This is a genomic window from Bradyrhizobium sp. MI1.11 (assembly GCF_055811255.1).
The window spans coordinates 1-358 of the sequence record NZ_JBVVPM010000216.1; the positions used below are offsets into that span (position 1 = coordinate 1).

2 pseudogenes are annotated in these 358 nt (G+C 54.7%); both read right to left on the bottom strand.

The window, feature by feature from the left end:
• Positions 1-141, bottom strand: a pseudogene (locus tag AC0L30_RS43165) (transposase); the annotation flags it as partial.
• A 1-nt stretch (position 142) separates the two neighbouring features.
• A pseudogene (locus AC0L30_RS43170) lies at positions 143-289 on the bottom strand (IS110 family transposase); the annotation flags it as partial.
• Positions 290-358 lie beyond the last annotated feature (69 nt).

Sequence of the window (358 nt, forward strand, 5' to 3'; positions counted from 1 at the left end):
CAGCATGGTCCGAATCCAGAGTGGGACTTTCAAGCCTCGTTTAGCAAGCTTGATGATAGAGGTCGCACCAACGATCAGGAGCGTCCGTAGTTGCCGATTTCCGCGCTTTGATATCGCGCCGAGCCTTTCTTTCCCGCCGCTCCACGCAAGCTGGAAGGCTTCGAAAGAAGGGCAGAACCTGCGATCGCCGCAATGTGCGACGAACCAAGACTTTCCCGTTTTCGGCGATGCCGTGAACTTGAAAGATCGACTTGGCCAAATCCAAACCCACCGTGATAATCTTCTCCATGGAACGGTCCTTCCTTTGTGGCGCCTCTCTACGCGACCACGTTAGGCACTTTTGATGCCGGTTCGAAGG